Raw genomic sequence first — 23,499 nt, forward strand, 5'->3', positions numbered from 1 at the left:
TGATCTCGCACCTCGATAACTGTACGTAAGATCAGTATAGTTCGTGGTAACTGACTGCTAATCATGGGTAATCAGGATGGGTTTTGCCTCGGACATCGATAGGTCATGGCCGATGAATGGGCCCTCCGTGCGATCCTGCATGGATCGGGGAGGGCGACAACCACAAGGAGAGTGTATGCGTGCATTGGTAACGGGCTGTGGCCGTCGCCTGGGATTCTATCTGTGCGAGCAGCTGGTGGCCGCTGGCTGGCAGGTGACGGGCAGCTATCGCAGCGAACGGCCCGAGCTGGATCGTCTGCGAGACGTGGGCGTCGAACTGGTACAGGCGGACTTTACCCGGGAAGAGGAGGTTGGCGCCGTGGTGACGGCGCTGGCGGCCCATGAGGATCTTGCCCTGATCATCCACAATGCCTCCGCCTTCGAGCCCCAGGCGGCGGATCCTGCGGTGCAGCTGGCCCAGTTTGATCAGTTCTACCGGGTACACATGGCGGCTCCCTTCCAGCTCAACCGGGCGCTGGCCCCCGCCCTTGCCCGCCAGCCCAACGGGGGCATCATCCACATCACCGATATCTACATCCATGCCCCGGCGCCCCAGTTTGCCGCCTACGTGGCCACCAAGGCGGGAGCCCATTCCCTGGCCATGAGCTTTGCCCGCGAACTGGCGCCTGCCGTGCGGGTCAACACCATAGAGCCTGGCCCCATCCTGTTTCTCGACGAGCACGGGGATGACTGGCGCCAGCAGGTGCTGGCGAAGACGCCGCTGGCGCGGGAAGGGGGTCTGGAGCCCATCTGGCAGGCGGTACAGATGCTGATGAAGAACGACTACATGACCGGGGCCAGCATCCGGGTGGACGGGGGGCGCGCCCTCGCCGTCATCTAGGGCAAGGCGGGCCGCCATGACATGAGGCGCCTTTGGGCGCCTCATGTGTGTGAACGGCTCAAGGGTGCCGGATGGCGGCGTGCCGGGAAGGGGGGCCGGGGTGGCCATTGCCGGGAAGCAGGGCCTCGTCTTGCTGGCAGAGATGGATGGGGGCCTGGCCGATGCGCTGCTTCGCAAACACCTTGCTGCCCGGCAGGCCGAGGGTCACCTTGCCGGAGTCCACACTGCCGCCCTGATACATCTCCGCCAGCAGATCCCCCAGGTAGGCATCCACCCCGGCCTCGGCGAAGTCATCCCGTTCGCCGCAGGCCAGTATGTCGATGTCCAGTGGCCTGTCCGCCACCTTGCACAGGGGGTTGCTGCGATCCCGGCCATGGGCCAGCTCCATGGTGACAAACTCGGCCTTGAGCTGGACGGGGGAGAGGTCGCTCTGGACGACGAACAGGCAGTTGAGGAAGTCGTGGCGCGAATGCATGCCCACGGGTTTGGTCTGGATGACGGAACTCAGGTGAAGGCGACCAAAGCGGGCCAGCAATTCGGCGACGACCTGACTGACGTGCAGGGCGGGGTCGAGATTGGATCCAATGCTACAGAGGTAAAACATGCTTTCCATTCCTTGGGTTGGGCTCGTCTGAAATATATACGCAGCTCACGGTTATGGGATTCACTATGAATTAACATGTCGTTATCTGTTGTGATCCAACGCTGATTGGCAGAAAGGAGGTTTGCATGAGCGTAGAAATGAAATGGGCACTGTTGGCCGCGTCAGGGGCCCTTGCCATGATCATTGTCATCTGTGTGGCGTCCGTCGGCCTGGCGTGAATCCGGCCTCGGTGAGCAATCAAACCGGCTTTATGGCCGGTTTTGCTTTTTGGGGCAGTGCGGATATGCTGGCTCCCCCATGACGAATCGAGACCGCAGAAGATGACCAAGGTTCGGCCCCGCTCCCTGCTCCAGGTAGTACTGATGGGCTTCGTGCTGGTGCTGATGCCCCTGGGGGGCATGATCTGGCACGACAGTCAGGCTCTCTCCCACCTGGGCCAGCTCACCAGCGACGAGATGGAACGTGCGGTGCGGGACACTCGCCGGGCGACGCTGCTCTCCACTCAGGCCATCGATCTGGAGCGCACCCTGCGCCGCTATGCGGTCCTGGGTGATGACCGCATCCTGGCCAGCTATCGGCAGCAGCTGGTGCGCTACCGGGAACTGCTCGCGACCCATCAGGACTCCATTCCGGATGCCGAGGTCTACGGAGATCTCGAGGCGACGCTGGTCTGGCTCGATGGCCTGCAGGATCTGCGCAAGGCCAGGCAGGAGGCGACCAGCCCCCGTTTCACCGACTTCAACGAACTGAACCAGCAACTGGAAGTGGTCACCCGCAGCCAGGTGGATGATCACGTGACCCGCATGCGGGGCGCCATCGTGGAGCTGAAACAGCAGATCTGGTGGGTCAGCGGCTTCGTGGTCGGGCTCAGCCTGCTGCTGGTGTTGCTCTTTACCTACCTCATCATCCACCCGGTACGTCAGATTGAGTCGCGGATCCTGAGTCTGGGCGCAGGCGTCGAGCCGGATCAGCGCCCGGTGGATGGCCCGGCCGAACTGGTGCTGCTGGGGGAGCGGATCAGCTGGCTGCACGACAAGCTCAAGGAGCTGGAACAGCAGAAATACCAGTTCCTGCGCCACGTATCCCACGAGCTGAAAACCCCCCTTGCCGTGCTGCGGGAGGGGGCTGATCTGCTCTCGGAGCAGCTGGTGGGGCCCCTCAACGGGGATCAGCAGGAGATCTGCCAGATGCTGGAGGAGAACAGCCGCCGTCTGCAGACCCTGATCGAGCGGCTGCTCGACTTCAATCGCCTCAGCCAGCAGGAGGTGTTCACCCTGTCCGAGGTGCCCCTGGCGCCCTTGTTGTCAGACTTGTCCGAAGAGTACCGGCTCGCGCTGGAATCCAAGCAAATCAGTGTACACTTGCCGCCCGAGCCCATCAGCCTGCGGGCAGAGCCCTACCGCCTGCGACTCATCCTCGACAATCTCTTTTCCAACGCAGTTAGCTATGGCGCCAGGGGCGGACAGATCTGGATCCGCGCCGGGGCGGGAGCGGGCGGCGGCTGGCTGGAGGTGGCCAACGAAGGGCCTGTCATCCCGCCAGACGAGCGGGAGCGCATCTTCGAGCCCTTTGAACAGGGCAGCATAGTGCGTCAGGGATTGCTGAAAGGCTCCGGCATGGGCCTCTCCATTGCCCGGGAGTCTGCCATGAGTCTGGGCGGCGAGCTCAGGCTGATCGAGGATGCCCAGGCGGATGTCTGTTTCCGGCTGGATTTGAACGTGCGCCCGAGCTGACGGACGTGGCGGCGACCCCGCAGGTGCGGGTGGCGCCTTGACACCGAATATTGAGAGGAGCGGGCAGGTGCCTGCTCCCCACCAGGATCTGAAGTGACATTCAAGATGAAACGATTTGTGATTCCCGTATTGATGATAGGCCTGCTCGCTGGCTGTTCCCTGCTGCCTTCTACCAGCCTCACCGAGCCTTCCCAGGAGGCGATCGCCAGGCGGATGGAGTTTGCCAACAAGGAGATGCAGGTGCGCCTGCAATACTCGGACTGGCTGCTGGCCAGCCATCCCCAGCAGCGGATGCAGGAGCGCCAGCGACTGGCCGGCGCCACCGACCTCGAGAGCCGGGTCAGCCTGGCCATGGTCAACACCCACCCGTCCGAATCGGTGGCCAGCCGCCGGGCCGGGCTGGATCAGCTGAAGGCTCTGTTGCCGGAGCTTGGTCTCGATGCCCAGGCCTTCCTGCGCAGCTGGATCGCCCTCGGGGAGGAGCTGCTGGTGCGAGACAGCCGCCGCGACGATCAGAGTCAGGAGGTGAAGCGTCTACGCCAGCAGATAGAGCAGCTCTCCGCCATCGACGAGCAGCTCAACCAGCGTAAGCTCAATGGGGGAGGTCAGCCATGACAGCTCCGGACCGCGCCGCAATGACCGCGTTTTTCGCCAAGAGGGGGTGAGAGCATGAGCCGTATTCTGCTGGTGGACGATGATGCCAGCCTGCTCAAGCTGATGAGCATGCGCCTGCGCAGCCAGGGTTACGAGGTGGATACCGCCGACAGCGCCGAAGGAGCGCTGGACAGGCTGCGCCAGCAACGGGCCGACCTGGTGCTGAGCGATCTGCGCATGGGGGGCATGGACGGGCTGGCGCTGTTCGAGCGGATCCAGTCCCAGTGGCTCGGCATGCCGGTGATCATCATGACCGCCCACGGCACCATTCCCGACGCCATCCAGGCGACCCGCTCCGGGGTGTTCAGCTTCCTCACCAAGCCCATCGACAAGGACGAGCTGCTGGTCACCATAGAACATGCTCTCAGCCTGACCCGTCCGAAGCAGCAGCAGGAGTGGCAGTCCCTCATCCAGACCCGCAACCCGCAGATGGAGCAGTTGCTGATCCAGGCGAGCAGCATCGCCACCATGGACGTGCCCGTGCTGATCCTGGGCCCCTCCGGCGCCGGCAAGGGGGTGATGACCCAGGCGCTGCACCAGGCCAGCCACCGCCGCGACAAGCCGCTGCATACCATCAACTGTGCGGCTCTGCCCTGGCCCGTGCTGGACTTGCAGCTGTTTGGCGAGGATGGCCAGTCCGGCCTGTTTGCCGAGGCCAAAGGCGGCACCCTCTTCCTCGACGAGATAGGAGATCTGTCGGAGTCACTCCAGACCAAGTTGCTCCAGGTGCTGGCGGAGTATGGTCAGGGTACCCCCGAGGTGCGGGTCATCAGCTCCAGCCATCAGGATCTGGTGACCGCCATGGAAGAGGGGCGTTTTCGCGAGGATCTCTTCTACCGCCTCAACGTGGCCAACATCACCCTGCCGCCGCTGAGCGCCCGCAGCGAGGACATCCCCCTGCTGGCCCGTCAGGCGCTGGACGATTACCGCAACCGTCACCCCGATTGCGCCGCCCTCGGCTTCTCGCCGGAGGCGCTGGCCCTGCTGGCCGCCGCGGCCTGGCCGGGCAACGTGCGCCAGCTCTGCGGGGTGGTGGAGCAGCTCGCCAGCCTCTGCTGCAGCCCGGTGATAGGCGCGGCGATGGTGGAGTCGGCCCTGAGTGGCGGCGGTGGCGGTATTCCCTCGTTCAACGAGGCGCGGGCCGAGTTCGAGAAGGAGTATCTGATCCGGCTGCTGCGCACCACGGAGGGGAACGTGACCCTGGCGGCCAACATGGCGGGGAGAAACCGCACCGACTTCTACAAGCTATTGAATCGGCACGGCATCGAGGCGGCAAATTTCAAGTCGAAGGGATAAATGACAGAGGGGCGGCCGTCGATGACGGGCCGCCCCTCTGGTTTCCGACCGAATCGGTTACCTTGCCAGGCTCAGGCTCAGGCTCAGGCTCAGGCTCAGGCTTATGCCGGGTCGCTGACGCCGCCGGTGGAGAGGGTCTTCTGGGAGAGCCAGAGGCCGCTCGCCTTCATCAGATAGCCAAACAGGGCGCCGATGATGAGGGAGGGCAGAATGAGCCGCCACTCGCCTGCGGCGCCGAAGGTGGCACAGCAACCGGCGAAGGTGCCGGGAATGTAGGCGAGCCACTGCTGCCTGGCCTGCACGCACATCAGGGTGGCCACCACCCCTGTCATCAGATAACCCGCCATGCCGGCCCCCCACCAGGTCTCCCCGTGGATCAGCAGGAGTGCCCACAGCATGCCGGTGGTGTTGCACAGCAGGGTCTGCAACAGCGCCTTGTAACCGCCACTCGAGGCGAAGTAGCTGGTGCAGCCGAGGAAGCCGACCCAGGAGATGAGACCGAGTGCGGCGGCCAGTCCACCCCAGACGGCGGAGAGGATCCCGGTCGTGATGGCGATGGCGAACAGTGGGCTCATGGCGTGACTCTCAGTGGTTGAATCCGGAAAAGGAGGCAGCCTACTCCGCGGTAGAGCGGCAGCAAGCGGGGGCCGGATTGTGTGTGATCCCGATCACTCTTTGCAACTCTGGAATACGTTTGCGCTCGCGAAAAAAATTCATTGGAGGCGCCGCAGACCTTGTTCCATAGTTAGAGGCCCTGTCCTGCTCATGGAGTGAGTCTGATGGTGCCAAACGTGATCGTTCCTCTGCTGGTGTTCGTAGTGCTCTTCCTGGCCGGTACCATGGCCAAGGCACTGCCCCTTTACCAACTCATGTAATTCTGTGTGAAATAAAACTCGGCCGGGGCGGGTCTTATGGTTGTCAACCTCATCGTCCCGGGAGTTTTTTCATGTTGATCAAGCGCCGTACTTCTCATCACCCCACCGAACAGGATGTCACGCCGGAAACCGTCTATCAGGATCGTCGCCGCATCCTGAAAGGGCTGGGCCTGGGCGTCGGTGCCGCCACCCTGGCGTTTCCGGTGAAGGCCAGCCTGCTGGATCTCTTCGCACCGGACAAGCCGGCCACCGTGGCCCCCACCAGACCCCTCGACATCCGTGCCGCGACCCGGCCAGAGGGATTGATCCTCACCCCGGAGGAGAAGGCCACCACCCACAACAATTTCTACGAGCTGGGGACCGACAAGGGGGACCCGGCCCGCAACGGCCATTACCTCAGGCCCGAGCCCTGGACCCTGAAGGTGGAAGGGGAGGTGGCCAAACCCTTCACCCTGGATGTGTGGGATCTCATCAACAAGAGCACGCTGGAGGAGCGCATTTATCGGCTGCGCTGCGTGGAGGCCTGGTCCATGGTGCTGCCCTGGAGCGGCATTGCGCTGGCGGATCTGATCCGCCGTTCCGAGCCCACCAGTCGCGCCAAGTTCGTGGCCTTCGAGACGCTCTATGATCCGGAACAGTTGCCGGGGCAGGCCTCCCGTGCCCTGGGGGGCGGCATCGATTATCCCTATGTGGAGGGCTTGCGCCTCGACGAGGCCATGCACCCCCTCTCCTTCCTTGCCATGGGGCTCTATGGCAAGACCCTGCCCGCCCAGAACGGGGCACCCATCCGGCTGGTGGTGCCCTGGAAATACGGCTTCAAGAGCATCAAGAGCATCGTCTCCATCCGCCTGGTGGAGGAGATGCCCCCCACCACCTGGAACCTGCTGGCCCCCAACGAATATGGCTTCTACGCCAACGTCAACCCGAGCGTGGATCACCCGCGCTGGAGCCAGACGAGCGAGCGTTTCATCGGCGAGGGGGGCATCTTCGGGGCCAAGCGCCAGCCGACCCTGATGTTCAATGGCTACGGCGACGAGGTGGCGTCCCTCTATCAGGGGATGGATCTGCGTAGATGGTATTGAGACTGACGCTCTGTCCGACTGATCTCTTGCCCCCTTTTCCCCTGGTGGGCGAGGGGATGAGAAGCGGGAAAAACATGACGGGAACTGCAATATGACGCCGAGACTGAAAACAGCCCATGTCAACGGCTTGCGGGCGCTGGTGCACCTTGGTTCGCTCGGCTTTCTGCTCTGGCTGGGCTATGCCGTGCCAGCCGGGCTGCTGGGGGGGGATCCGGTCCAGGGGCTGACCCATTACCTTGGCAAGGGGGCCCTTCACCTGCTGTTGCTGACCCTGCTGGTGTCGCCGCTCGCCAAGCGCTGGCGCCAGGGGCAGCTCATCAAGTTGCGCCGCCCCCTCGGGCTCTGGTGCGCCGCTTGGGCGTCCCTGCACTTCATGGTCTGGCTGGGGCTGGATCTGCAGTTCGACTGGGGGCTGATTGGCGGCGAGCTGGTGAAGCGCAGCTACATAGTGGTGGGCATGGTGGCGCTGCTGCTGTTGCTGGCGCTGAGTATCGCCTCGATCCCGGCCCTGTTGCGTCGCATGGGGCCGGCATGGCAGAAGCTGCACAACTGGATCTACGGGGTGGCTCTGCTGGTGCCGGTACACTACTGGTGGTCGGTCAAGAGCGGGTGGCAGGAGCCGCTCATCTATCTGGTGCTGGCCTGCGCCCTGCTGTGGCCCCGTCGGGAAAAGCTGCTGCGCCCCTGGCGCAAGCGCCCGCAAGTGGCCGGGAAGGGGGCGGCGCAACAGCCGTCACGCCCATAGCAAAAGAGGCCTATTCGGCCTCTTTTTTGGTGATCTCGCCGGTGTTGGCATCGACCTGCAACTGGACGCGCTGATCGTCGGCATTCAGGGTATCGACCTCGAATTTGTCCCCTTCCAGCTCCACTTCCCGAATGTCGTGATACCCTTGTGCCAGCAACAACTTGACCAGTCCGGCCATGTCGAGACGTGTCTGCGCCGCCCAGCCAAAGGTGGAAAAGAGGCACAAGATCAGCAGGATACTGCGTGGGATCATATTCATTCCGGATTCATGGCTGGCACACTATAAACGGCATTATGTTAGGTTTTGAGAGATGAATCACCCATGAATAGCGCGCTGCCCCTGCTTGGATTGCTGCTGCCGATGCTGGTTCAGGCGGCCCAGCCGAACGAGGCCTTGCTGCAACAGGTGGTTAGTGAGGGGCGGGTCCGTCCTTTTCATGAGTTGATGGAGGTGGCCTCCCGCCTGCCGGTGCGCGTGCTGCGTGTCGATCTGGGTGAGGAGGATGGCGTCTGGCTCTACGAGCTCAGGCTCATCGACGAGGAGAACAGCGTCATCAAGGTGGGCTACCGGGCTGACAATCTGGAGATGGTGTGGCTCAAGGGTCACCATCTGGAGCGCCTGTTCGCTCCGCGCCCGCCCCCGGAAGAGGAGTAACGGCGTGAGTCCGCGAACCTGCCGCCGTCCGGTTCGTCCCCCCAACCGTTGCCGGTGCCGGCACAACCCTGTTTTGGACACCCATGTATGCGCATTCTGATAGTTGAAGATGAAAAGATCCTCGCGGGCCAGCTGGCGGAGCAGCTGCGTCTGTCCGGTTTCGTCACCGATCTCTGCCACGATGGCAACGAGGCGGGCTTTCTCGGCGAGACCGAACCCTATGACGCGATCATCCTGGATCTCGGCCTGCCCGGTCGCGATGGCCTGAGCGTACTGAAGGAGTGGCGCAGCAAGGGGATGGACACCCCGGTGCTGGTGCTGACCGCCCGTGGCCAGTTGCACGAGAAGATTGAAGGGCTCAACGCCGGGGCGGACGACTACCTCACCAAGCCCTTCCAGGTGGCGGAGCTTGTGGCCAGGGTGCAGGCGCTGGTGCGCCGGGCGGCGGGGAACGCCAGCTCCATCCTCGAGATCGGTGGCGTGCGTCTCGACATGGCGGCTTCCCAGGTGTGGTACGAAGGGACCCCCATCAAGCTCACCGCCCACGAGTTCCGGGTGCTGGGCTACCTGATGCAGCACAGGGGCAAGGTGGTGTCCCGCAGCGAGCTGATCGACCACATCTATGCCCAGGATTTCGATCGCGACTCCAACACCGTGGAGGTGTTCATCGGCCGCATCCGCAAGAAGACCCACGCCGATCTCATCGAGACGGTGCGCGGCCTCGGCTACCGGATCAACGAATGACACCCTCGCAACCGATGGCGGGGTGGGTTGAATGAGGCTGGTACGCACCCTGCGAGGTCGGCTGGTGGTGATCGCCATGGTCTGGTGCGGTCTCTTCCTGTTCGCCACCGGCTTCAGCCTGCAGACCATGATGCGCAACTACTGGCAGGAGGCGGAGGCCGATGGCCTGCGCCTGCAGCTCTACGATCTGCTCTCCCGCCTCGAGATCCAGCCGGACGGCATGCCGGTGGTCACCGAGCCTATGGCCGACCCCCGTTATCGCCAGCCCTACTCCGGCTACTACTGGCAACTGGAGCTGGGGGAGACGGTGGTCAGTCGCTCCCGCTCCCTGTGGGATGCCCATTTGAGTGCCCACGGCCTGAAGTCGGCCTTCGGCGATCCGGATCTCTTTGTCGGCCAGGGGCCCAACAAGGAGCCCCTGCTCATCATGACCCGTACCGTGCTGCTGCCGGGGTCTGATCGGGTCTTCACCCTGGTGATGGCCAAGGACAGCAGCGCCCTGACCCAGACCCTGAAGAAGACCCGCATCAGCCTGTTCCTCGGCCTCGGCTTCGCCGCCACCGGCCTGGTGCTCGGCTTCATGTTCCAGATCCTCTACGGCCTGCGCCCGCTGCACCTGCTGCGTCGCGAGCTGAGCCGCGTCCATCAAGGTCATCAGGAGGGGTTCCGGCTGCGCTACCCCCTGGAGATCCAGCCGCTGGTGGAGGACATCAACCGCCTGCTGCACCACTATGGCGAGCTGTTGCAACGAGCCCGTTCCCACACCGGCAACCTGGCCCACGCCCTCAAGACGCCGCTCAGCATCATGCGCAACCAGGTGACCCAGCTGCCGCCGGAGGATCAGGCCGCCCTCGGCGAGCAGCTCGACCAGATCCAGCGCCACATCGACTATCACCTCGGCAAGGCGCGGGTGACCGGCGCCGCCAAGATCCTCGGGGTCTCGACCCCGGTGCGGGCCCGGGTGGAGTATATCTGCCGCGCCTTCTCCCGCCTCTATCCCGGCAAGACGGTGGACTTGCAGGTGCCGGTCAATCTGGCGGTCGGGGTGGAGGAGCAGGACTTCGACGAGATGGTGGGCAACCTGCTGGAGAACGCCTTCAAGTGGTCCGCCAGCGAGCTGCGCATCTCCAGCGCCGAGCTGGGGGGCTGGATCACCCTGCGCATCGAGGACGACGGTCCCGGCATGAGCGAGGATCAGATCGCCAAGGCGGTGCTGCGGGGGGTGCGCCTCGACGAGAAGGTGCCGGGCTCGGGCCTTGGCCTCAACATCGTCTCGGATCTCGCGGAAGCCTATCGCGGCAGTCTCATCATGGGGCGGGCCGAGCTGGGGGGGCTCGCCGCTTCCCTCTCCCTGCCCAAGGTGGCCAGGGTCGAGTGATGGGGCGCCCCGTCGGGGGGCCCCTTTTGTGCCGCCGTGCTGGCAAGGGGGCGGCACCCGGCATAAGATACGTCTCTTGTTTCAGGTGTAGGAAGGGTAGCAATGACTGACGATCCTTGGGCTTTGTGCCATCTCGATGATTCGTTCGATGCCTCGGTGCTGGGCACCAAGGGGGCCCAGATCCAGTGGTTCGAGGACAGGGATGCCCTGATCCAGTTCCTGCTGGAGGACTTTGTCGACCTGCTGGCCGACGTGGGTGAGCTGGACGAGGATCAGACCGAGAGCGCCCGCGAGCGCTTCACCCTGCTGGTGGAGCAGAGCCTGGATGATCGCACCCTGATGGATGCCATCAACGATCTCGCCTCCGGCCTGCGCCGCATTGCCTGGCTGGGGCCCCTCTCCGAACTGGCGGAGTTGAGCGACGACTTCGCAAGCGGGTTGCGTGCCTTCTTCTGGAGCCAGTATGACGGTGACGAGGATGACCCCGAGGCCTGGGTGCCGGAAGATCTCTGGCCCCAGCTGGTCGAGTGTGCGGAAGAATATATGGTTGAGGGCGACTTCTGATCCCCCTTGCCAGCACCCTGGCTGCAAGGCGGGTGGAGTGTGCCGAAGAGTACATGGTGGAAGGAGACTTCTGAGCCACCTTGTCCGCGCTCTGGCTGCAAGGCGGGTGGAGTGTGCCGAAGAGTACATGGTGGAAGGAGACTTCTGAGCCACCTTGTCCGCGCTCTGGCTGCAAAGCGGGTGGAGTGTGCCGAAGAGTACATGGTGGAAGGAGACTTCTGAGCCACCTTGTCCGCGCTCTGGCTGCAAGGCGGGTGGAGTATGCGGAAGAGCATATGGTTGAGGGTGACTTCTGATTCTGAACCACACCACAAACTGCGATAAGAAAACGGCGCCTTGATGGCGCCGTTTTTGTTGCTCAGTCCTCTACTCAGCCGTTGGCCGGTACCTCGTGCGCCGTGTTGGCGAGCACTGGCCCGATATACTTCTCTATCTGCAATTGGGCCATGTGGCCGCAGTTGCCCTGGGCCAGACTGGACGAGCCCTCGTCGAAGGTGAGGCAGTTGACGTTGCCGTTCTTGCAGATGCTGCCCGCTTCGCCCGGCTTGGCCGGATCGTACCAGGCCCCTTCACACACCCGCACTACCCCGGGCCGGATATCGGCGGAGATCAGGGCCCCCACCAGGATCTGGCCGCGCTCGTTGAAGGCCCGCACCAGATCGCCATCCTGGATGCCGCGCGCCTTGGCGTCGTCCGGATGGATCAGGATGGCCTCCCGATCGGCGATGGCGAACTTGCCCCGCAGCGGGGTGTTGTCGAGCTGGGAGTGCAACCGCTGGGTCGGGTGGGAGGTGTTGAGCGACAGCGGATAGCGCGCCGCCACCTCGCTCTTCACCCACTCCTTGGGCTCATACCACTTGGGATGACCGGCGCAGTCGGCATAACCCATCCCCGCCACCGTGTTGGAGAAGATCTCGATCTTGCCGGACGGGGTACCGAGCGGGTTGAGCAGCGGGTTCTCGCGAAAATCGGCGTGACGGATCCACTGGCGGTTGGCCTCCGGGATCGGGAAGCGGATGTAGTTGTTGGCCTCCCAGAACATGTTGAACGGCGGCAGCGCCACACGTGCGCCACGGGCCTGCGCCGCCATGCCGTCGTACATCTGCTTGAGCCACAGCATCTCGTCCTTCCCTTCGGTGTACTGCTCCTGCACGCCCAGCTTGGCGGCGATGGCGCTGAAGATGTCGAAGTCGTTGCGGGCTTCAAACTGGGGCGGCACGCACTGGTGCATCGGGAACACATAGCGCTGGGAGTAGTCGCCCCCCATCTCCAGGTCGTTGCGCTCGTAGCTGGTGGTGACCGGCAGCACGATGTCGGCGTGTTTGGCAGTCGCCGTCCAGTAGGGCTCGTGGACGATCACGGTCTGCGGCTTGCGCCACGCCTTGACCAGGTTGTTGGTGTCCTGATGGTGGTGGAAGGGGTTGCCCCCCGCCACGTAGACCAGCTTGATGTCCGGATAGGTCACCTTGCGGCCGTTGAAGTCGATGGTCTTGCCCGGATTGGCGAGGCAGTCGGCGATGCGCGCCACCGGGATCGGTGCCGGGCTGTTCTTCGGTGCGTTGCCGGCGGAGATCCCCGCCAGAATGCCGCCCTTGGCGGTGGGGCTGCCACCGGAGGAGTAGTGGTAGCTGAAGCCGTAGCCGCCCCCCGGCAGGCCGATCTGGCCCAGCATGGCAGCCAGAGTGACCAGCATCCAGTTGGGCTGCTCCCCGTGGTGCTGACGCTGCATGCCCCAACCGGCCATGATCATGGTGCGCTTGGCGGCCATGTCGAGGGCCAGCTGGCGGATCACCTTGGCATCGACGCCGCAGACGCTGCTCGCCCACTCGGCGCTCTTGGGCTGGCCGTCCTCCTTGCCGAGCAGGTAGGCGAGGAAGGTGTCGAAGCCGACGGTGTAGCGATCGAGGAAGGCCTGATCGTGCTTCTTCTCGCTGTAGAGGGTGTGGGCCACCCCCAGCATCATGGCCACGTCGGTGTAGGCGTTCGGGGCAATCCACTCGGCGCCGACCAGCTTGGCGGTCTCGTTGTAGACCGGATCGATGCTGATGACGCGGGTGCCTTTCTCTTTCAGCGCCTTGAAGCCCGCTTGACCTTCATGATCCGGTATGTTCCAGCTGTTCTTCAGGGTCACCTGAGCATTGACCCCCCACAGCACCACCAGTTCTGCGTTTTCCACCACGTTGGGCCAGGCGGTCTGCTGTTCGTACACCTCGATGGAGCCCATCACGTGGGACATGATCACCTGAGCCGCGCCGGTGGAGTAGTCACCGGCATAACCGGTGAAGCCGCCGGAGAGGTTCATCAGGCGGTGCAGCAGGGTGCGGCTGTTGTGGAACATGCCGACACTCTTCCAGCCGTAGGAACCGGCGTGGATCGCCTGCGGGCCGAAATCAGACTGAACGCGCTGGATCTCGCCGGCCACCAAGTCGATGGCCTTTTCCCAGCTCACCCGTACCCACTCGTCGGCACCGCGCAACTCCGGTCTGGCGCCCGGGCCGTGCTCCAGCCAGCTTTTGCGCACCATGGGGTACTTGATGCGGTTCTTGGCGTGGACCTGGAACGGCGCCATGTCGATGAGGTCATTCGGCGCTGGGTCATCGGCCACCGGCTGGACCCGCACCATGCGGCCCTCGGAGACGATGGCCTCGAAGGCTCCCCAGTGGGCGCCGGTCAGGATGCCCTTCTGGGCGGGCACCAGGGTGGGGAACTGCTCAAGGGCCGTGCTGACGGCCTTGGCCAGGGCGCTTTTCGGGAAGATACCGGCCAGCAGGGGCAAGGCGGCACAGGCCCCCAGCCCCTTGAGCAGAGTACGGCGGGAGAGGTTGGTCTGTTGGTCATTGAAAAAAGTCATGGGAGAGTCCTCTGTTCCTGCCTTAATGGGCCGCGCTCATGTCGCTGGCGTGTTTCTGCACGTATTGGGTGAGCATGCGCGCCTGCTCCGGGGTGAGGGAGGTACGGGACTCCATCCCCTTGATGACGCCGATCCACTGGTTGGCGTTGAAGTGATCCAGCGCGGTGAGGCCGTGACAGCCGGTGCAGTTGTTGGACATCAGGGTGGAGGCGTATTGCCACAGCTTGCCCTGGTCGCCGATGAGCTGGCTCTGATCGACCCAGGCGGTCAGGCTGACCTGATGCCAGGTGAGGTTGGTGGCGCTGTCGGTCTCGCTCTTGCCGGTCACGAGGGCTTTTCTGGCGGCTTCGCCGACCAGCACGCTCAGGATCCGTTTGCCGGGGGCGGCGTAGAACACCTCGCTCACCCCGTCCTGCTGCCAGCCGTCGATGCGCACCTGGGCGCGGCCGTTGTCGTTGGCCAGCACTTCCACCTGGGTGGAGGGCATCAGGGTGCCTTCGTCAGTCTTGGCGCCGGCATCCAGATAGAGCGGGGTGGTGGCGATGGCATAGCGGGTGGTGACGGTGGTCGGGGTCTGGGCCGCGGCGGCGGCCAGTTCGCTGGCACCGGCGGCGGCCAGGCCGCTCATGTCCGGCATGATGTGGGCAACGCCGCGGTGGCAGTCGATGCAGGTCTGACCCTCCTTGATGGCGACCGGGTGCTCGGCGCGGGCATTGGGGCGCTGGGCCAGGATGTCCATGGCGGCGTAGCTGTGGCAACTGCGACAGGTGGCGGAGTCATTGGCCTTGAGCTGATCCCACACGGTCTGGGCCATGCGCAGCTTGTGGGCCTCGTATTTCTCCGGGGTGTCGAGGGTGCCGATCGCTTCGTGATAGATGTCCTTCACGGCGCGGATCTTGGTCCAGAGATAGGCGGCGGGTTCACTGGGGATGTGGCAGTCGGCGCACTCGGCGCGGATCCCCTTCACGTTCTGGAAGTGGACGCTGCCCTGATATTCGGCGAGCGGGGTCTGCATGGAGTGGCAGGAGACGCAGAACTCGGTGGAGCTGGTCTTGTGCAGCACGGTGACGGTGACGCCCAGTGCGGCGATCCCCAGCAGGGCCCCGAGCAGCAGAAGCCAGAACCAGGTCTTTCTCAACAGTTTTCCAAGCATGGTGACGGTGTCCTTCGAATTCGGGTATTACCAATATAGTAGTAGTCTCAGGATTCTAAGGGTTGACCTCGGTCATGGTTTTAATTTCGACATATAATTGATTTTTGGTTTTGTTATTTGTTTTGTCATGATTTTTTGAATTTAAATCTCACTTTACCCATCCAGTGGGAGCGGGATGTGCTGTGGTGAGGGCGATGCCCAAGCCGAGGCGAGGAGGCAGTACGCCACCCCGGGGCTTGGGGTTTGCGGTGAGAGGATTGTATACTGTTCACATATACAGTATTCAGGTGTATCCATCATGCGACTCTTTATCGCCGAGAAACCCAGCCTTGGCCGCGCCATCGCCGATGTCCTCCCCAAACCTCACAAGAAGGGGGAGGGTTTCATCGAGACGGCGCAGGGAGACGTGGTGACCTGGTGCATCGGCCACCTGCTGGAGCAGGCCGAGCCCGATGCCTACGATGCCGCCTACAAGCAGTGGCGCATGGAATCCCTCCCCATTGTCCCGACCCAGTGGCAGCTGGTGGCCAAACCCAAGACCAAGGCCCAGCTGGCCGTCATCAAGGGGCTCATCAAGCAGGCGGACTGTGTGGTCAACGCCGGTGACCCGGACAGGGAAGGGCAACTGCTGGTGGACGAGGTGATCGACTTTCTCGGCTATCCCAAGACCAAACCGGTGCAGCGCTGCCTCATCAGCGATCTCAATCCCCCCGCCGTGCGCCGCGCCCTCGACAAGCTCAGAGACAACAAGGAGTTCGTGCCGCTGGCGGTGTCGGCGCTGGCCCGTAGCCGTGCCGACTGGCTCTATGGCATCAACATGACCCGGGCCTATACCCTGCTTGGCCGCAAGGGGGGCTGCAGCGAACTGCTGTCGGTGGGTCGGGTACAGACCCCCTTGCTCGGTCTGGTGGTGCGCCGGGATCTCGAGATCGAGGCCTTCGTTCCCAAGCCGTTCTACGAGGTGATGGCCCATCTGCTGACCCAGGGCAACGAACGCTTCACCGCCAGGTGGCTGCCATCGGAGGCATGTCTGCCCTGGCAGGATGAGGAGGGACGGGTGCTCAACCGGGCGCTGGCCGCCAAGGTGGTGGAGCGGATCCAGGGGCAACCCGCCCGGGTGGAGGCGGTGGAGGAGCAGGCGCGCAAGCAGGCGGCGCCGCTCCCCTACAACCTCTCCAGCCTGCAGATCGACGCGGCCAAGCGCTTTGGCATGGATGCCAAGCGGGTGCTGGATATCTGCCAGAGCCTCTACGAGCGGCACAAGCTCATCACCTATCCCAGATCCGACAGCCGCCATCTGCCGAGCGAGCACTTCAACCGGGCCGGCCAGGTGCGGGAGGCCATCGCCAGCACGGCCCCTGCGCTGGCCAGGGCGGTCGCCGAAGCGGATGGCAGGATCCGCAGCAAGGCGTGGAACGACAGCAAGGTGGATGCCCACCACGCCATCATTCCCACCGAGAAGAGGGGGAACGAGGCGAGCCTGGGGGCTGACGAGGCGAAGCTGTACGGCCTGATTGCCCGCCAGTATCTGCTGCAGTTCTACCCGCCGTTCGAGTACAACGACAGCAAGGTGTTGCTGCGCATCGCCGGAGGGCTGTTCCAGGCCAAGGCGCGCCGCATCCTCAAGGCGGGCTGGAAGGCGCTGCTCGGAGTGGAAGAGGATGACGAGGAGGAGGCGGGAACCCTGCCTGCCCTGAAAGAGGGGGAGGAACTGCTGTGCGAGCGGGGGGAACTGCTGGAGAAGATGACCCAGCCCCCCAAGCCGTTTACCGATGCCACCCTGCTTGCCGCCATGACTGGCATCGCCCGTTATGTGCAGGATCCCGAGATCCGCAAGACCCTGCGGGAGACCGACGGTCTGGGCACCGAGGCGACCCGGGCCGGGATCATCGATCTGCTGTTCAAGCGCCGCTTCCTGGTGCGCCAGGGCAAGAGCATCAAGGCCACCCCGACCGGGCGAGCCCTGGTCCAGGCGCTGCCCACGACCGCCACGACACCGGACATGACGGCACTGTGGGAGCAGAGTCTGGGTCAGATCGCCGAACGTCACGGCAGCTACCAGCAGTTCATGGGGCCGCTCACCGAGCAGCTCAACGGCCTGATCGAGGGGGCGCGGCAGGATTCCGGCGCCAGCTTCAGCGCGCTGCCCAAGGCGGCGCCCGGTGACAGCAAGCAACGCTTTGCCCGCCGCAAGCGGACTGGGTCCACCGCCGCACGCCCCCGCACGAGCACGGGCAAGAGTGCTCGTGTGGGGAAGAGCCCTGGAAAGAGCACTGGTAAGGGGACGACCAGGGGCAAGGCTGCCTGAGGCTGGTGCGCGCCGTGATCACATAAAAATAAGAAGAGGGGCCAGTGGCCCCTCTTTGCATGGATGGAGCGGCTTACCCCGTGTAGACGCTCTCTTCCGGATAACGGATGCGGGTCTCCACCGGGCGGGCCAGCATGATGGCCAGGGTGAGGGGCCCCAGACGGCCGCAGATCATCACCAGCACCAGGATCAGTTTGCCCGGTTCGCTTAGAGAAGCGGTGATACCGGTGGACAGTCCCACGGTGGCAAAGGCCGAGATGGTCTCGAACATGATCTTGTCGAATGATTGCGACTCCGTGAGCATCAGCAGGAACATCGCCAGCATCAGCACCATGGTACTGACGATGATGATGGCCAGGGAGCGGGTCACTATCTGGGGTGACAGGGTGCGGCCGAAGGCGGTGACATGGGGGCGCTTGGTCAGAAACGCCCGGGTCGCCAGCAGAACGACGGCAAAGGTGGTGACCTTGATACCGCCCCCGGTGGAGGTTGCCCCGGCACCGATGAACATCAGCATCATCATGAACAGCAGGGAGGCCGGTACCATCTGGTCGATATCCACCGTGTTGAAGCCCGCCGTGCGCGCGGTGGCCGACTGGAAGAAGGCTGCCAGCCACTGGCTCCCGAAGGAGGCGTTGCCCAGGGTGCCCGGGTTGTTGTGCTCCAGCAGCCAGAACATCAGGGTCCCCAGCAGCAGCAGGGCAGGGGTCATCAGCAGCATCAGCTTGCTGTGCAGTTTCAGCTTGCGCCAGCGGCGGTTGCGCACCAGGTCGACGATGACGGTGAAGCCTACCCCCCCCAGGATCAGCAGGGCCGGTATGGTCAGGCTGATGATGGGGTCATCCCGGTAGTCCATGAGGTTGTTGGCAAACAGCGAGAAGCCGGCGTTGTTGAAAGCCGACACCGCGTGGAAGAAGCTGACGTAGAGGCCGTGACCCCAGCCCATGTCGGGCACCCAGCGAATGGCCATGATGGCGGTGCCGATCAGCTGGGCAATCAGGGCGAACAGGACGATGCGTTTCACCAGCTGGACGATGTTGACGGATCCCTCCTGGCCCAGTGCCTCCTTGGCCAGCACCTGCTGGCGCAGCCCGACCCGCTTGCTGAACATGGCGATGAGCAGCAGTGTCATGGTCATCTGGCCGAGACCACCAATCTCCATCAATATCAACAGGATGATCTGCCCCTGCAGGGTGAAGGCGGTACCGGTATCCACCACCCCGAGGCCGGTCACGCTGATGGCGGAGGTGGCGGTGAACAGGGCGTTGATGACGGTGACCTCACCCTTGTGGCTGGAGGGCTGGACCAGAAACAGGGTGCCAACCAGCAGGATGATGAGGAAACTGCCCAGGATGAGCTTGGCCTCGCTCCAGCGGGAGTTGTCTTCCCGATGCAGGGTGAAGGCGTAGTTGCTGCGCCAGTTGATCATAGGGTGTCGAGCCAGTGATCGATGGCGTGCTTGTTGCCGGCCAGGATCAGGATGTCACCGAGTTGCAGCTCCATCTTGCCGGTCAGGACGTTGTGCAGCACCTCACCTCGCTTGATGGCCAACAGCTGGAAATCGCTTTGCTGCAGCAGGCGCAAGTCGGCCAGGGTGCGGGTGTTTTGCTGCAAGCCGATCACGAACTCGGTCAGCACCATGTCGTGACCCAGCTCCAGGTAGTCGAACAGCCGGTTGTCCAGCATGCTCTGGGCCACCCGGCGGCCCATGTCCCACTCCGGGTTGATCACCTTGTCCGCGCCTACCTTCTGCAGGATCTTGGCGTGGAACTTGTCGCGGGCCTTGACCCAGACCTTCTTCACGCCCGCCTCTTTCAGCACCAGCGTGGTCAGGATGCTGGTCTCCAGGTTGTCGCCGATGGCGACAAAGACGATGTCGAAATTCGCCAGGCCCAGTTCGGCGACCGTGGCCTCGTCGGTGGCATCGGCCACGATGACGTGGTTGCAGAGGGTGGCTATCTGGCGGGTCTTGCTCTCGTCGATGTCGATGGCCAGTACCTCGGCATTCTGGCGCTGCAACTCTTCGCACAAGGCGCTGCCAAACAGGCCCAGGCCGATGACGGCGAATTGATTGTTCATGCATGCTTCCTCAGCGGGATGAAGGGGTTACTCTACTCCAGAGCCCTGAGTCCGAAAAGTGTCCGGGTTTTTTGTCCCGGGGGATCTGGGGTAAACTGCGCCCTTGTCCTTGTCGGAACACACAGATGAAACTCACCCCCCACGCCTCCCTGTCGACCCTCAATACTCTGGGCCTGGACGCACACTGCCTCTGGCTGGCCGATGTGACCCGGCCGGATGATCTCGCGCAACTGCGGACCAACCCGGAGTTGGCCATCTTGCCGCGCCTGGTGCTGGGAGGAGGAAGCAACATCCTGTTCTGCGATGACTTTGCCGGTCTGGTGGTCCACAACGGCCTGAAAGGGATCACGCTGCACGAGGAGTCCGAGCACTGGCTGCTGCACGTGGCGGCAGGTGAAAACTGGCACGAGCTGGTATGTCACGCCCTGCAACAGGGCTGGCACGGGCTGGAGAATCTGGCACTCATTCCCGGGACGGTCGGGGCGGCCCCGGTACAGAACATCGGTGCCTACGGGGTCGAGCTGGCCAGCGTCTGTGCCTACGTGGAGGCGTTCAACTGGCAGAGTGGCGAGGTTGAGCGCATCGCGGCGGCCGACTGCCGGTTCGGTTACCGTGACAGCATCTTCAAGTACGACTATCAGGACTCCCACTTCATCATCGCCGTCGGTCTGCGCCTGCCCAAGGCATGGCGCCCGGTCGCCGGCTATGGCCCGCTGGCGGCGCTGGGGGATGCCCCTTCGCCACAGGCCATTTTCGACACCGTCTGTGCCACCCGCATGGCCAAGCTGCCGGATCCGGCGGTGCTGGGCAACGCGGGCAGTTTCTTCAAAAATCCTGTGGTGCCCGCTGCCCTTGCTGAGACCCTGAAACAGCAATACCCGCAGATGCCCTGCTACCCCGCGGCAGAAGGGCAGGCAAAGCTGGCTGCTGGCTGGCTCATCGATCAGTGCGGTCTCAAGGGGTTTGCCATCGGTCGTGCCGCCGTGCATCAGGAGCAGGCGCTGGTGCTGGTCAATCTGGGGGGCGCCAGCGCCATGGAGCTCATCGCGCTGGCGGCCCATGTCCGCGACAGCGTGGAGCACCAGTTCGGTGTGGTGTTGGAACACGAGGTGCGCTTCATGGGGCGCAGCGGTGAAACCTGGCTCGACGAGGTACTGGCATGACCCTGACCCCCGTCAGACAGACCCTGATCACCCTGCTCAGCGACGGCCAGTTTCATTCCGGCGAGCAGCTGGGCGAGCGCCTTGGCATCAGCCGGGCGGCGGTGAGCAAGCACATGGCCGCGCTCAAGGATCTGGGGCTGGATCTCTTCAGCTTGACCGGCAAGGGCTATCGGCTGGCGGTGCCCATGGCCCTCTATGACGAGGGGTGGCTGCAGGCAGAGGCACCGATGGCACCGGTGCACTGCTTCCCTGTCATCGACTCCACCAACCAGTACCTGCTGGAGCGGGTCAACACCCTGAGCTCCGGGGAAAGCTGTCTGGCCGAGTGCCAGACCGCCGGGCGGGGACGTCGTGGCAAACCCTGGGTTTCTCCCTTCGGTTGCCAGCTGATCCTGAGCATGTACTGGCGGCTTGAGCAGGGCATGGCGGCCGCCATGGGACTGAGTCTCGCGGTCGGCGTGGCGGTGGTAGAGGCGCTGGAGTCCCTCGGTTATCCCGGGGTGGAGCTCAAGTGGCCGAACGACCTCTATTACCAGGGCCGCAAGCTGGCGGGCATCCTGGTGGAGATGAGCGGCAGTGCGGGTGCCAGCTGCCATCTGGTGATCGGGGTCGGCCTCAATCTGGCGATGCCGAGTCGGGAGGGGGAGAAGATCGATCAGGCCTGGTCCGAGCTGCGCCATATCCAGCCCGAGCTGGTGGATCGCAACGAGCTGGCCGCCTGCGTGCTGCTGCACCTGCAGCAGGCCATGCAGACCTTCGAACAGACGGGACTGGCGAGTTTCGTCGAGAGCTGGAACCGGCTTGACCACTTCGCCGGCCAGCCGGTGAAGCTGCTGATGGGAGAGCAGGTGATCCGCGGGATTGCCCGGGGGATCGACGAACGCGGAGCCCTGCGTCTGGAGACGGAAGAGGGGCTCAAGCTCTATCTGGGAGGGGAACTCTCCCTGCGGCGGGGTGACTGACCTCGTACGCTCATGAGGACTGAATGAAAGAGGGGGCCTGCGGGCCCCCTCTTTCATGTATGCACTGCGACAGTGGTCACTTGCGCAGCTTGATCTGCTCGATGGCGTGCTCGTTGCCCTTGGTGAGGATGAGGTTGGCCCGCTCCCGGGTCGGCAAGATGTTCTCTTGCAGGTTCAGGTAGTTGATATCCTGCCAGATGTTGTTGGCGATCTCGGTCGCCTCGCTCTCGGCCAGCTTGGCGTAGTGGTGGAAATAGGAGTCGGGATCCGAGAAGGCGCCGCTGCGGAATTTGAGAAAACGATCGATGTACCAGGTGCGCAGCAGCTCGGCATCGGCATCCACATAGATGGAAAAGTCGACGAAGTCCGACACGAACACGCGATGAGGGTCCTGGGGATAGTCCATGCCGCTTTGCAGCACATTGAGCCCTTCCAGGATCAGGATGTCCGGCTGCTCCACCACCTTCTTCTCGTCGGGCAGGATGTCATAGATGAGGTGGGAGTAAACGGGGGCCTCGACCTTCTCGTGGCCGGCGCGGATATTGGCGACAAACTCCACCAGATGGCGGATGTCATAAGACTCGGGGAACCCCTTGCGGCGCATCAGGCCACGGGCTTCCAGCTCCTTGTTGGGAAACAGGAAGCCGTCGGTGGTGACCAGCTCCACCCTGGGGTGCTCCGGCCAGCGCTCCAGCAGTGCCTGAAGGATACGGGCCGTGGTGCTCTTTCCCCCCGCCACGCTGCCGGCGATGCTGATGATATAGGTGCCCTTGCCGCGGGACTGACCGAGAAACTGCTCCAGCACCCGGCTGCGGCGCTGTTTGGCCTTGACGTAGAGATTGAGGAGACGGGAGAGGGGCAGATAGATCTCTTCCACTTCCCGCAATGACACCTTCTCGTTGATCCCGCGCAGGGTCTGCAGATCGTGCTCGGTCAGGGTCAGGGGGACCGCATCGCGCAATAACGCCCATTGTTCGCGGGTGAATTGCAAATAGGGGTTATGCTCTGTCGTCATGGTGTCATCACTGTTTCTTGGGCAGGGCGACCATACACCAAGGGATCGGGAGCGACAAGGGACGCGTCCGGTCGGGACGGAGAAGGAGCGTTTTTTTGCCTGGATCCCGGCATAAATGCACATTTTGCAAGGTGCAATGGTTGCATCCCCAAAATCCTTACCATAAAATGCGCGACGCTTGGATGTCTGTCGTCTATTTGCCCAGCAAAAGCGACAAAAACAACGGGTGCAAGCAGAATTACCGTTGTGGCATTTATGCAACTGGAGGGGTTCCCGAGCGGCCAAAGGGATCAGACTGTAAATCTGACGGCTCTGCCTTCGAAGGTTCGAATCCTTCTCCCTCCACCATATTTCTCTGCGGTTTGAGTTCTTTGGGTTAGAGAAATGCGGGCATCGTATAATGGCTATTACCTCAGCCTTCCAAGCTGATGATGCGGGTTCGATTCCCGCTGCCCGCTCCAAGATGCTGATATGGCTCAGGTAATTCTGAGAGCCACACCTTAGGGTGAGTTCGGCAATCGAACCAGCCTGTCAGCACCAACCTCTCTACTCCCCTTGATTCAAATCCATCATATAAACTGTTCTGTGGTTAGCTTGCCACCGCGTACTCAGCGTTAGTTTAGAGGGACGATCATGTCTAAAGAAAAATTTGAGCGTAATAAACCGCACGTTAACGTGGGTACCATCGGCCACGTTGACCACGGTAAAACCACCCTGACCGCCGCCATCACCAACGTGCTGGCCAAGCACTTCGGTGG

General features: G+C 63.2%; 23 protein-coding genes and 2 tRNA genes. 17 read left to right on the plus strand and 8 right to left on the minus strand.

What is annotated here, in order from left to right; genetic code table 11:
* Nucleotides 1-175: 175 nt before the first annotated feature.
* Nucleotides 176-880: an SDR family oxidoreductase gene (locus OKC30_RS11000; protein WP_039039618.1), complete on the plus strand. Its 705-nt coding sequence runs from the start codon at nt 176-178 to the stop codon at nt 878-880.
* 58 nt (nt 881-938) lie between these two features.
* Here the strand turns inward: OKC30_RS11000 and folK are convergent, their stop codons facing one another.
* Nucleotides 939-1,484, minus strand: a complete 546-nt coding sequence (gene folK, locus OKC30_RS11005) for a 2-amino-4-hydroxy-6-hydroxymethyldihydropteridine diphosphokinase (RefSeq protein WP_010675982.1) — start codon at nt 1,482-1,484, stop codon at nt 939-941.
* A 125-nt stretch (nt 1,485-1,609) separates the two neighbouring features.
* On the opposite strand from folK, the gene cydH reads away from it, so the two are divergent.
* The 4 genes from cydH (at nt 1,610) to OKC30_RS11025 (ending at nt 5,167) form a co-directional block, all read left to right on the plus strand.
* Nucleotides 1,610-1,702, plus strand: a complete 93-nt coding sequence (gene cydH, locus OKC30_RS11010; protein WP_010675981.1) for a cytochrome bd-I oxidase subunit CydH — start codon at nt 1,610-1,612, stop codon at nt 1,700-1,702.
* Between the two features lie 102 nt (nt 1,703-1,804).
* On the plus strand, nt 1,805-3,217 hold the full coding sequence (locus OKC30_RS11015) for a sensor histidine kinase (RefSeq protein WP_045522797.1): 1,413 nt from the start codon (nt 1,805-1,807) through the stop codon (nt 3,215-3,217).
* 105 nt (nt 3,218-3,322) lie between these two features.
* The gene (locus OKC30_RS11020) at nt 3,323-3,832 is read left to right on the plus strand and encodes a hypothetical protein (RefSeq protein ID WP_039039694.1); all 510 of its coding nucleotides are present in this window, start codon (nt 3,323-3,325) and stop codon (nt 3,830-3,832) included.
* A gap of 54 nt (nt 3,833-3,886) precedes the next feature.
* Nucleotides 3,887-5,167 (plus strand): sigma 54-interacting transcriptional regulator, encoded by a 1,281-nt coding sequence (locus tag OKC30_RS11025; RefSeq protein WP_270664091.1) that lies wholly within the window; start codon nt 3,887-3,889, stop codon nt 5,165-5,167.
* 101 nt (nt 5,168-5,268) lie between these two features.
* Here OKC30_RS11025 and OKC30_RS11030 read toward each other — a convergent pair whose 3' ends face one another.
* Nucleotides 5,269-5,742 (minus strand): DUF1097 domain-containing protein, encoded by a 474-nt coding sequence (locus tag OKC30_RS11030; protein WP_042014355.1) that lies wholly within the window; start codon nt 5,740-5,742, stop codon nt 5,269-5,271.
* 371 nt (nt 5,743-6,113) lie between these two features.
* Here OKC30_RS11030 and msrP point away from each other — a divergent pair, with 371 nt between their 5' ends.
* Both msrP and OKC30_RS11040 read left to right on the plus strand, forming a co-directional pair.
* The gene (gene msrP, locus OKC30_RS11035; RefSeq protein ID WP_160838278.1) at nt 6,114-7,124 is read left to right on the plus strand and encodes a protein-methionine-sulfoxide reductase catalytic subunit MsrP; all 1,011 of its coding nucleotides are present in this window, start codon (nt 6,114-6,116) and stop codon (nt 7,122-7,124) included.
* Nucleotides 7,125-7,215: 91 nt separating this feature from the next.
* Nucleotides 7,216-7,869 carry a protein-methionine-sulfoxide reductase heme-binding subunit MsrQ gene (locus tag OKC30_RS11040; protein WP_270664088.1) on the plus strand — a complete coding sequence of 218 codons (654 nt, stop codon included), beginning with the start codon at nt 7,216-7,218 and terminating at the stop codon, nt 7,867-7,869.
* Between the two features lie 10 nt (nt 7,870-7,879).
* Here OKC30_RS11040 and OKC30_RS11045 read toward each other — a convergent pair whose 3' ends face one another.
* Nucleotides 7,880-8,128 (minus strand): PepSY domain-containing protein, encoded by a 249-nt coding sequence (locus OKC30_RS11045; protein ID WP_010675973.1) that lies wholly within the window; start codon nt 8,126-8,128, stop codon nt 7,880-7,882.
* 63 nt (nt 8,129-8,191) lie between these two features.
* Between OKC30_RS11045 and OKC30_RS11050 the strand changes: the two genes are divergently transcribed.
* From OKC30_RS11050 to OKC30_RS11065, 4 genes are all read left to right on the plus strand, one after another.
* A complete protein-coding gene (locus OKC30_RS11050; RefSeq protein ID WP_160838274.1) occupies nt 8,192-8,524 on the plus strand; it encodes a PepSY domain-containing protein in 333 nt (110 codons plus the stop codon).
* Between the two features lie 87 nt (nt 8,525-8,611).
* A complete protein-coding gene (locus OKC30_RS11055; protein WP_005332666.1) occupies nt 8,612-9,268 on the plus strand; it encodes a response regulator transcription factor in 657 nt (218 codons plus the stop codon).
* A 31-nt stretch (nt 9,269-9,299) separates the two neighbouring features.
* On the plus strand, nt 9,300-10,646 hold the full coding sequence (locus OKC30_RS11060) for a sensor histidine kinase (protein WP_160838272.1): 1,347 nt from the start codon (nt 9,300-9,302) through the stop codon (nt 10,644-10,646).
* Nucleotides 10,647-10,748: 102 nt separating this feature from the next.
* Nucleotides 10,749-11,210 (plus strand): hypothetical protein, encoded by a 462-nt coding sequence (locus OKC30_RS11065; protein ID WP_010675970.1) that lies wholly within the window; start codon nt 10,749-10,751, stop codon nt 11,208-11,210.
* Nucleotides 11,211-11,580: 370 nt separating this feature from the next.
* Here the strand turns inward: OKC30_RS11065 and torA are convergent, their stop codons facing one another.
* Nucleotides 11,581-14,061, minus strand: a complete 2,481-nt coding sequence (gene torA / locus OKC30_RS11070) for a trimethylamine-N-oxide reductase TorA (protein WP_160838270.1) — start codon at nt 14,059-14,061, stop codon at nt 11,581-11,583.
* 22 nt (nt 14,062-14,083) lie between these two features.
* Nucleotides 14,084-15,214 carry a NapC/NirT family cytochrome c gene (locus OKC30_RS11075; RefSeq protein ID WP_045522783.1) on the minus strand — a complete coding sequence of 377 codons (1,131 nt, stop codon included), beginning with the start codon at nt 15,212-15,214 and terminating at the stop codon, nt 14,084-14,086.
* 298 nt (nt 15,215-15,512) lie between these two features.
* Here OKC30_RS11075 and OKC30_RS11080 point away from each other — a divergent pair, with 298 nt between their 5' ends.
* Nucleotides 15,513-17,522, plus strand: a complete 2,010-nt coding sequence (locus OKC30_RS11080; RefSeq protein WP_104452141.1) for a DNA topoisomerase III — start codon at nt 15,513-15,515, stop codon at nt 17,520-17,522.
* 73 nt (nt 17,523-17,595) lie between these two features.
* On the opposite strand, the gene OKC30_RS11085 is transcribed toward OKC30_RS11080, so the two are convergent.
* Complete coding sequence (locus tag OKC30_RS11085) at nt 17,596-18,951, minus strand: TrkH family potassium uptake protein (protein WP_160838266.1); 1,356 nt, start codon at nt 18,949-18,951, stop codon at nt 17,596-17,598.
* Nucleotides 18,948-19,601, minus strand: coding sequence for a potassium channel family protein (locus OKC30_RS11090; RefSeq protein WP_010675965.1), 654 nt, complete (start codon nt 19,599-19,601; stop codon nt 18,948-18,950). The genes OKC30_RS11085 and OKC30_RS11090 overlap by 4 nt, the downstream gene beginning before the upstream one ends.
* 125 nt (nt 19,602-19,726) lie before the next feature.
* On the opposite strand from OKC30_RS11090, the gene murB reads away from it, so the two are divergent.
* Both murB and birA read left to right on the plus strand, forming a co-directional pair.
* Nucleotides 19,727-20,764 (plus strand): UDP-N-acetylmuramate dehydrogenase, encoded by a 1,038-nt coding sequence (gene murB / locus OKC30_RS11095; protein WP_160838264.1) that lies wholly within the window; start codon nt 19,727-19,729, stop codon nt 20,762-20,764.
* Nucleotides 20,761-21,726: a bifunctional biotin--[acetyl-CoA-carboxylase] ligase/biotin operon repressor BirA gene (birA, locus tag OKC30_RS11100; RefSeq protein ID WP_201985301.1), complete on the plus strand. Its 966-nt coding sequence runs from the start codon at nt 20,761-20,763 to the stop codon at nt 21,724-21,726. Before murB ends, birA begins: the two co-directional genes overlap by 4 nt.
* Nucleotides 21,727-21,802: 76 nt before the next feature.
* Here birA and coaA read toward each other — a convergent pair whose 3' ends face one another.
* On the minus strand, nt 21,803-22,741 hold the full coding sequence (gene coaA, locus OKC30_RS11105) for a type I pantothenate kinase (protein ID WP_029314861.1): 939 nt from the start codon (nt 22,739-22,741) through the stop codon (nt 21,803-21,805).
* Between the two features lie 263 nt (nt 22,742-23,004).
* Between coaA and OKC30_RS11110 the strand changes: the two genes are divergently transcribed.
* From OKC30_RS11110 to OKC30_RS11120, 3 genes are all read left to right on the plus strand, one after another.
* Nucleotides 23,005-23,089 (plus strand) — tRNA-Tyr (locus tag OKC30_RS11110).
* A gap of 38 nt (nt 23,090-23,127) precedes the next feature.
* Nucleotides 23,128-23,202 (plus strand) — tRNA-Gly (locus OKC30_RS11115).
* 172 nt (nt 23,203-23,374) lie between these two features.
* Nucleotides 23,375-23,499 (plus strand): GTP-binding protein (locus OKC30_RS11120; RefSeq protein WP_234887766.1); only part of this gene is annotated, 125 nt, incomplete at its 3' end.

It is taken from the genome of Aeromonas sp. QDB18 (assembly GCF_027705325.1).
Classification (GTDB): domain Bacteria; phylum Pseudomonadota; class Gammaproteobacteria; order Enterobacterales; family Aeromonadaceae; genus Aeromonas; species Aeromonas caviae.